Source organism: Mesorhizobium sp., from assembly GCF_005063415.1.
Taxonomy (GTDB): domain Bacteria; phylum Pseudomonadota; class Alphaproteobacteria; order Rhizobiales; family Rhizobiaceae; genus Mesorhizobium.
The window spans coordinates 1,783-10,528 of the sequence record NZ_SUEG01000096.1 but is presented as its reverse complement, the minus strand read 5'-3'; the positions used below and the strand labels follow the sequence as shown (position 1 = coordinate 10,528).

At 63.4% G+C, this 8,746-nt stretch carries 8 protein-coding genes and 1 pseudogene; 3 read left to right on the top strand and 6 right to left on the bottom strand.

The annotated features are described in order from the left end of the window. Nucleotides 1–489 (top strand): FGGY-family carbohydrate kinase (locus E5W70_RS22140; RefSeq protein ID WP_292662386.1); only part of this gene is annotated, 489 nt, incomplete at its 5' end. A gap of 14 nt (nucleotides 490–503) precedes the next feature. Here E5W70_RS22140 and E5W70_RS22135 read toward each other — a convergent pair. After that, entirely contained in the window at nucleotides 504–1,085 is a 582-nt protein-coding gene (locus E5W70_RS22135) for a histidine phosphatase family protein (RefSeq protein ID WP_292662417.1), read from the bottom strand. Between the two features lie 233 nt (nucleotides 1,086–1,318). Between E5W70_RS22135 and E5W70_RS22130 the strand changes: the two genes are divergently transcribed. Then, entirely contained in the window at nucleotides 1,319–2,722 is a 1,404-nt protein-coding gene (locus E5W70_RS22130; RefSeq protein ID WP_292662384.1) for an MATE family efflux transporter, read from the top strand. Nucleotides 2,723–2,998: 276 nt separating this feature from the next. On the opposite strand, the gene E5W70_RS22125 is transcribed toward E5W70_RS22130, so the two are convergent. The 5 genes from E5W70_RS22125 to speB all read right to left on the bottom strand — a co-directional run bounded on the left by E5W70_RS22125 (nucleotide 2,999) and on the right by speB (nucleotide 7,812). Further along, the gene (locus E5W70_RS22125; RefSeq protein ID WP_292662380.1) at nucleotides 2,999–4,231 is read right to left on the bottom strand and encodes a serine hydrolase domain-containing protein; all 1,233 of its coding nucleotides are present in this window, start codon (nucleotides 4,229–4,231) and stop codon (nucleotides 2,999–3,001) included. A 254-nt stretch (nucleotides 4,232–4,485) separates the two neighbouring features. Next, on the bottom strand, nucleotides 4,486–5,133 hold the full coding sequence (locus tag E5W70_RS22120) for an amino acid ABC transporter permease (RefSeq protein WP_292662377.1): 648 nt from the start codon (nucleotides 5,131–5,133) through the stop codon (nucleotides 4,486–4,488). Then, complete coding sequence (locus tag E5W70_RS22115; RefSeq protein WP_292662374.1) at nucleotides 5,130–5,798, bottom strand: amino acid ABC transporter permease; 669 nt, start codon at nucleotides 5,796–5,798, stop codon at nucleotides 5,130–5,132. Before E5W70_RS22115 ends, E5W70_RS22120 begins: the two co-directional genes overlap by 4 nt. A gap of 6 nt (nucleotides 5,799–5,804) precedes the next feature. Then, nucleotides 5,805–6,614, bottom strand: a complete 810-nt coding sequence (locus tag E5W70_RS22110) for a transporter substrate-binding domain-containing protein (RefSeq protein WP_292662371.1) — start codon at nucleotides 6,612–6,614, stop codon at nucleotides 5,805–5,807. A 136-nt stretch (nucleotides 6,615–6,750) separates the two neighbouring features. After that, nucleotides 6,751–7,812, bottom strand: coding sequence for an agmatinase (gene speB / locus E5W70_RS22105; RefSeq protein WP_292662369.1), 1,062 nt, complete (start codon nucleotides 7,810–7,812; stop codon nucleotides 6,751–6,753). Nucleotides 7,813–7,994: 182 nt separating this feature from the next. Here speB and E5W70_RS22100 point away from each other — a divergent pair. Then, nucleotides 7,995–8,746, top strand: a pseudogene (locus E5W70_RS22100) (LysR family transcriptional regulator); the annotation flags it as partial.

The following is an 8,746-nucleotide window of genomic DNA, read 5'->3' as shown; positions in this document are numbered from 1 at the left end:
CACGTACTGCCCGATTTCCACGGCAACCGCTCGCCGCTCGCCGACCCGCATGCCGTCGGCGTCATCAGCGGGCTGACGCTGGATTCCTCCTTCGACAGCCTGTGCAAGCTCTACTGGCGCACCGCGGTCAGCATCGCGCTTGGCGTCCGCCATGTGCTGGAAGCGCTGAACGAGAACGGCTATCTGATCGACACGCTGCACGTCACCGGCGGCCACACCAAGAACCCCTTGCTGATGGAGCTCTATGCCGACGCCACCGGCTGCACGGTGGTCGAGCCGCTGGCGGACGAGGCGGTGCTGCTCGGCACCGGCATGATTGCCGCCACCGCGGCCAGGCTCTTTCCCGATTTGAACGCTGCCTGCGTCGCCATGCAGCAGGGCGGCAAGACGCGAGAGCCCAATCCGGCTGCCGCCGGCCGGTTCGACCGCGACTATCGCGTGTTTCTCGAGATGCATCGGCAAAGGCGGGCGCTGGACGCGATCCGATAGATCGGGATCGGCCGCTATCTCTGGTTCCAGCGCCGGATAACCGGCTCGTCAAGATCGTGCTCATAACCGAGCACACTCACACTGGCGGTATCCAGCACGAAAAGCGCGCCACCTTGCGGTGGCAGGCCGAGCCAGCGTGCGGCCAGCACCCGCAGGAAATGCGAGCTTGAGAAGACCAGGACGTTGCTGCCGGCCTCGCGCAACTGGCTGACGATCCGGTCCGCCCTCGAGCCGACATCCGTGGCGGACTCCCCGCGCGGGCAGCCGTCGCGAAAGAGCCGCCAGCCGGGACGCTCGGCGAGGATTTGCTTGGTGGTCAATCCCTCATAGGCACCATAATCCCACTCCGCCAGATCGTCCTTCTTCACGCCTGACGAGCCGAAGCCGGCCAGCGCACAGGTGTTGAAGGCGCGCTGCGACGGGCTCGACCACACCGCCGAGAAGGACAGGCCCTTGAGCCGCTCAGTGACCCGCCTTGCCACGTCCGCGCCGGCCGGCGTCAGCGGTATGTCGGTACGGCCGGTATGTTTCCCGGACGCACTCCATTCCGTCTCGCCATGCCGAACCAGATAGATTTCGGGAAACGCGCTCATCAGGCTGCCTTTCAAATGGATCTGCCGTGACCATAGCTGCTTCCATAGCCTCTCCAATAGCATGCATTGAGTTGACTGGCTTAACCCTTCCGCAAGTCAGCCTCTTGCCACCGGTGCCCATTTGATAGACAAACCCGTCGTAATGCGGAATCCGGCCGATCTTGGCCATTTTCCGCGCTGAGACGCGGCTTCCGGCTCTTGCCGACGTGCCGCAATCGGATAGGCGGAAAACTAGAATGTCTGCGATCGAAGCCGACGCTCGCGCGCCGGAAAACCTTTGGCGTCGGGAAATCAGGGCGATGCTGGCGCTTGCCTGGCCGATGGTGCTGACCAATCTCGGCCAGACCGCGATGACCGCCACCGACGTCATGATGATGGGGCGGCTGGGGCCGGACACGCTGGCCAGCGGTGCGCTTGGTGCCAACCTCTACTTCATGCCGCTCATCTTCGGGCTCGGCCTGATGCTGGCGACCTCGCCGATGATGGCGACCGAGCTCGGCCGTCGCCGCCACTCGGTGCGCGACCTGCGCCGCACCGTGCGCCAGGGCCTGTGGCTGGCGATCCTCATCTGCCTTCCGATATGGATCCTTCTCTGGCACGGCGAGGCCGTATTGCTGGCCATGGGTCAGGAACCGGCACTGGCGCATCAGGCCGGCATCTATCTGCGCTGGCTCGAATGGGCGGTGCTGCCCTTTTTCGGCTACATCGTCCTGCGCTCGTTTATTTCGGCGCTGGAGCGGCCGGGCTGGGCACTGATCATCGTCTTCGTTGCCGTCGCCTGCAACGCCTTTTTCAACTGGCTGTTCATGTTCGGCAATCTCGGCATCCAATCGATGGGTATCGCCGGCTCCGGCCTTGCCACCACGCTGTCCAGCACATTGATGTTCGCCGGCATGGCGGCGGTGGTGATGCTTGAGAAGAAATTCCGGCGCTATCGTCTGTTCGGACGCTTCTGGCGGGCCGACTGGCCGCGCTTCAAGGGCCTGTTGCGGCTCGGCCTGCCGATCGCGGGCCTGCTGGCGTTCGAGGTGACGATCTTCAACGCGGCGGCCTTTCTCATGGGTCTGATCGATGCGGCCTCGCTTGCCGCCCATGCGATCGCCATCCAGATCGCCTCGATCACCTTCATGGTGCCGCTCGGCCTCAACCAGGCGGTGACGGTGCGCGTCGGACTTGCCCACGGCGCCGGCAATCCGGAAGGTGTCAGCCGGGCTGGCTGGACCGCCTATGTCGTCGGTGTCTCCTTCATGGCGCTGATGGGGCTGGTGATGATCCTGTGGCCGCATCTCCTGATCGGCGCCTTCATCGACCTGGGCAATCCGGCGAATGCCGAGGTGGTGGCGCTTGCCGTGTCGTTCCTCGCCTTTGCCGCGCTGTTCCAGGTTTTTGACGGTGCGCAGGCGGTCGCCAGCGGCATGCTGCGCGGCCTGCACGACACCAAGGTACCGATGATCTATGCCGCGATCGGCTATTGGGGCATCGGCCTGCCGCTCGGCGTACTGCTGGCCTTCCGTTTCGGCTTCAATGGCGTCGGCATCTGGATCGGCCTGTCGTCGGGACTGGCGGTGGTGGCGGCGCTCTTGCTGGGGCGCTGGCTGCGGCGCGACCGTATAGCGCCGCCTCTGGCGTTTGGGCGTTGAATTCGGATGGGCGCCGGTTGTCCGGTGGTCGTCATCTCCTGACATTGTGGCTGATTAACCGACGCCTGCAGATCGGCGCACGAAACGTCCGATAAGGGCCATGAGCGGACGCTTGGCACGGAGGCAACGAACGTCTCAATATGGGCCGCAAGGGGACAGGCAGCTTCAGGCTGCGGTTCCTCAAGAGCGGACATTCAGGTTGCGCGGGCATCGTCTCGACCACGGCCCAAGCCTGCCAAGCGCAAAGTTGCTCCGCGCAGTTTCTGTTGACGTATCTTAGGTCCCCGTCAATGCGCCATGGACGAGTGCGCGCAGCTCTTTGCGCACCGGAATGGCACTCGAAGGCAGCAGTTGCGTGAAGAGAATGACAACCAGGTCGTCGACCGGACTCACCCAGAAGAAGGTGCCTGCCGCCCCGCCCCAGCCATAGTCGCCCACTTGCGCCGAAATTTGTGCCTTGGCCGGATCGAGGACGACCGAGCCCAACAGACCGAACCCGACGCCGTCAAACTGGGTTTCGGCCCAAACTTCGGTTGCCATCGAGGCAAGATCTCCCGGTAGGTGATTGCACGCCGCCAATCTCAAAGTGCGGGGACTGAGGATGCGTTCGCCGTTGAGTTCACCTCCAGCCCGCAGCATTTCGGTGAACCTCCAATAGTCGTCGATGGTTCCGACGAGCCCGCCTCCACCGCAGAACGTATCAATCTTGCCTTGCCGCCACGCCGAAACCTGCGGCGCTTCGTGCAATGCCATGCCGCCAGCTGTAGCCTCATAGAGCGGGGGAAAACGGCCGATCTCAGCCTCCGGTACAGAGAAGCCGGTGTCGGTCATGCCGAGGGGCTCGAAGATCCGCGTCGCGAAGTACTTGTCGAGCGTCACTCCAGAAACGACTTCCACGATGCGGCCGATGACATCGGACCCGGTGCTGTATTGCCATTTCGTGCCCGGCTCCCATTCCAATGGCAGCTCGGCTATCCTGCGCACCATCTTGTCGAGCCCACCGTAAGCAAGGGCGAGGCCGAGTTTTTCCTTGGCATAAGCTTCACCGAGCAGTCGAGGGTTCGTGAAAAGGCTTAGGCCAGATGTGTGAGTCAGCAGATGGTGGATCGTCATCTTCGTTTTGACGGGCACCGTTTGGTCGAGCGACGTTGCGCCCGGTATCAGAACTTGCCTATTTTTGAATTCCGGCAGGTAAGCTTCGACCGGATCGTCGAGATGCAGGCGCGCCTCCTCGTACAGCATCATCAGCGCGACGGCGGTGACAGGCTTGGTCATCGAGTAGATGCGGGCGATGAGGTCGCGCTGCCAAGGCCGCTTGGCTTCGACGTCTGCGTGCCCGGCGCAGTCGAAAAAGGCGAGTTCTCCATGGCGCGCGATGAGCACCGCACCGCCCGGCCAGCGCCCGGTGTCGGCATATCGCTGCATCCACCGCTTCAGTCGCGCCAGCCGCGCCTTGTCGAAGCCGAGGTCCGCAGGATCACGAATCGGTTCGCTACCAAATTGACTCATCGCGCAAATGCCCTGTCGCAAACGAAGGCCCTTTGGACAATCCTGCGCTTTCCCCGCATTATTGCCAATAGTCGCCTGCTTGACCTCCAGTGAAGCTGCAGACGACGTCTGCTCTCAGGAATCCCAAATGCGGTCCCCTTCGGCAGACTTGCTGCGCAAAGCAGTCATGCGCGCCCTCACCTGGGAGAGCCTGCTCGGGGTCAAAAGTTGACGAAGGCTAACGTCGTCAAACGACCCAAACAACATGCGCCCCCTCAGCGGGCCGCCGCCCGCTGCTCGAGCGAGCGCGCATACTGCGTCAGCGGAAAGCACATGACGAAGAAGATCAGCGCTACCAGCCCATAGACTTTGAACGGTTCGAAGGTCGCATTGTTGATCGCATTGGATGTCCGCACCAGCTCCTCGAACCCGATGATCGAGGTCAGCGCGGTCGACTTGATCAGCTGTACCAGGAAACCGACGGTCGGCGCGCGGGTGATCGAAAACGCCTGCGGCAGGATGATCAGCCTGAGCTCCTGCAGATAGTGCAGGCCGAGGCTGGCGCCGGCGTCCCACTGGCCGCGCGGCAGTGCGTCGACGCCGCCGCGCCAGATCTCGGCGAGATAGGCGCTGGCGAAGAAGGTCAGGCCAAGCACCGCCGCGGTCCACGGCTCGATGCGCAGGCCCAGCATCGGCAGGCCGAAGAACATCAGGAACAGCTGCATCAGCAGCGGCGTGCCCTGGAAAAGCGCGATGTAGCCGGAGGCAAGCCGCCGCGCCCACTTGTTCTTGGCGATGCGGAAGAACAGCACGATCATGCCGACCACGGCGCCGCCGACAAAGGCGGCCAACGACAAGAGCACCGTCCAGCGCGCCGCCAGCAGTAGGTTGCGCAGAATATCCCAGAAGGTGAATTCGATCATGACACGCCGGCTCCAAGAAGCCGGCGCCCGCCGCCGACCAGCAGCCGGCGCAGCCCAATCGACAGGATGAGATAGACCATCGTCACCACGAAATAGGTCTCGAAAGCCCGGAACGTGCGTGCCTGCAGCATGTCGGCTTCGTAGGTCAGCTCGCGCACCGCGATCTGCGACACCACAGCGGATTCCAGCATCATGATGACGATCTGGCTGGTCAGCGCCGGATAGATCACCTTGAGCGCCTGCGGCAGCACGATCTTGATGAAGACCTGGCGCGGCCTGAGGCCAAGCGCCAGTGCCGCTTCCGTCTGCCCGGGAGGCACCGCATCGAGCCCTGCGCCAACGATCTCGATCGTATAAGCGGCCATGTTGAGCGTCATCGCCAACATGGCTGCCAGCACCGGATCGAGCCTGACGCCGATGCTGGGCAGCCCGAAGAAGATGAAGAACAGCTGCACCAGGAACGGCGTGTTGCGGATCACCTCGACGTAGACGCCGATCGCCCGCTTGAGCAGCAGCGGACCGTTCCGCCGCCCTGCGGCGCCGAGGATGCTGAGCAACGTTCCCGCCAGCGTGGTCACGGCGATCAACAGGATCGTCGTGGCCGCGCCGCGCGCGATCGCCCCTGTCGCCCCGGCAAGCCAGCCGAAGTCGAGGCTATAGGTCACCGGCCGTCAATCCTTGAGATTGGCGGGATCGAGCGGTGTCTTCAGCCAAGCCTTCGAGCTTTCGTCCAGTTTGCCATCGGCCAGCATCTTGGCAACCGCATCGTTGACCGCTTGCTTGAGGCGGTCTTCCTTCTTGTTGAGGCCGATATGCGAGGGCGAGGTGAGAAGCTGGAATTTCTGTTCCGGCTTCAGCGCCTCCTGACGGGCGAGCACCTGGGCGCCGACATCGTTGCCGACCACCATCAGCTGGGTCTGGCCCGAGATGAACGCCTGGATGACGGAATTGTAGTTGTCGAAGCGGCGGATGTCGGCCGAGGCGGGTGCTGCCTCGGTCAGCGACGTGTCCTCCAGCGTGCCGCGATTGACGGCGATCGACTTGTCGGCGAGGTCTTCCTTGCCTTTGACCGCAAGTGCTGCCGGGCCGATGACGGCGATGTAATAGGGCGCGTAGGCGGCGGCGAAATCGATCACCTGCTCACGCTCCTTGGAGTAGCCGACGCTCATCAGCAGGTCGACACGCTTGTCGGTCAGGTACGGAATGCGGTTCTGGCCGGTCACGCTGACCAGATTGAGCTTGACCTTGAGCTGGTCGGCGATGGATTGCGCCACGTCGATGTCGTAGCCCTTGATGCTCATATCGGCGCTGGCCGAGGAGAAAGGCGGGAAATCGGAAAAGATGCCGACATTGATCGCGCCGGCCTTGACGATGTCGTCGATTGCGTCGGCATTGACGGCCTGGGTGGTGAAACCAAGACCGGCCGCACCGAGCATCAGCACGGCGGCGATAGATGATTTGAGTTTCATGTGAAGTCTCATTTTTATTCCCCTGCTGGAAGCTTGTTTGTTTGAGTGCAACCGCCGGCTCCAGCGCGGCGGTCGCCTTTGGATTCTCTAGTGGACCATGATCGTCTCCGAAAACCGGTTCGCACTTTCGGGATCATGGTCGAGCGTGTCAGCCCGCTTTGCCGGTGATTGCCGGGCTGAAGACCATCAGGCTGAGGATCTCGAACAGCACCTGCGCGCCGGCGTGCGCCGTGTTGGTGGTCGCGTCGTACTGTGGTGCCACCTCGACGACGTCGCCGCCGACGATGTTGAGGCCTTTCAGGCCGCGCAGCAGCTCGAGCACTTCGCGCGTCGTCAGCCCGCCGACTTCCGGTGTGCCGGTGCCCGGCGCAAAGGCCGGATCGACGCTGTCGATGTCGAAGGAGACATAGGTCGGGCCGTCGCCGACTATCCTGCGCGCCTTCTCGATGATGGCGGGAATGCCGAGGCCGGTCACCTCTTCGGCATGCACGACGGTCATGCCGGACTCATAGGTGAACTCCCAAAGGTACTCGGCCGAGCCGCGAATGCCGATCTGGATGGTGCGGCTCGGGTCGAGCACGCCGTCCAGCACTGCGTTGCGGAACGGCCCGCCATGGTGGAACTTGGTCATGTCGAACAGGCCGCTGGTATCGCAATGGGCGTCGATATGGATCATGCCCACCGGCGCTTGTCTGCCGACAGCCTTCAGGATCGGGTGGCTGATCGAATGGTCGCCGCCGACAGATAAGGGCAGCACGCCGGCGTCGACGATCTGGTTGGTGCGGCGTTCGATGTCGTCATGGCTGGTCTCCAGCCGGTAGCGGCTCTGGAACGGCACGTCGCCGATGTCGGCGACCTTCAGCTCATGCGTCGGCGCGCATTCCAGCACATGATTGTAGGGGCCGATGCGCTCGATGGCGCGCAGTGCCCTTGGCCCGAAACGGGCGCCCGGCCGGTTGGTGACGCCCAGATCCATCGGCACACCGATCATCGCCACCTGAAGATCGCCGAAATCCGGATTGTCGGCGGCGATTTCACGATAGGGCGCCGCGAGGAAGGTCGGGATGCCGGAATAGGGCGCCAGCCGCGTGCCGCTCTTGGAGAAGATCTTGTCGGCGACACGCTGGAATTTCGGGTCGAACATTTCGCCGCCATGGCTCTCGCCGTATTTGCGGCGCAACGCTTCGAGCTTGCCGCGGTCGTAACCCATGTCGGTCCTCCATGGCTGGTGAAGCGCGCGGACGGCGGCCTCGATAGCCGCAGCCGTCGGCTGCCTGCAGCTCTCACGTCTTGATGCAATGCCTGGGCAAAGTGTCCTGTAGCTGCTTTGAAAAATCAATTGATATTGTTAAGGTGTTTGTTGTGAGAAAATCTCACAGAGTTCAGGTTCCAATGGCCAAGCGTTTGCCACCGCTCAATCCGCTGCGCGCCTTCGAGGCGACGGCGCGCCATGCCTCGCTGAGCAAGGCGGCGGCGGAGCTCAACGTCACCCACGGCGCCATCAGCCATCAGATCAAGGCGCTCGAACAATCATTGGGCGTCAAGCTGTTCGAGCGTGCCGGCCAGCGGGTGAAGCTGACGCCGCACGGCGCCGAATTGCTGCCGGCGGTGTCGACCGCCTTCGACGGCATTGCCGCCGCCACCCAGCGCATGACGAGGCCGGCCAGCACCGGCGCGCTGTCGGTATCCTGCGTGCCGGCGCTGCTGTTGCTGTGGATGATCCCGCGGCTGGGCAGCTTCACTTCGCAATATCCGGATATCCGGCTGACGCTGATCCCATCCAATGATGCCAAGGACGTCCGCGCACCGCATATCGATGTCTGCGTGCACTATGGTGACGGCAGCTGGACCGATTGCTGGATGCGCAAATGGTCGGGTCTCGAACTTTTCCCGGTGGTCAGCCCGACGCTGATCAACAACCGCCCGATCCGCACCGTCCGCGACCTCGCCGATCACGTCTTCCTGCATGGCGACGATGGCCGCGAATGGCACACCTGGCTGGCCGCCGCCGACGCGCTGGACCTGGAGCGCGGCCGCCGCCACCATCTTGGCGACGCGCGCATGGCGACCGAAGCCGCTGTCCACGGCCATGGCGTGGCGCTCGGCGACACGGTGACGGCAAGCGGACTGCTCGCCAGGGGCTT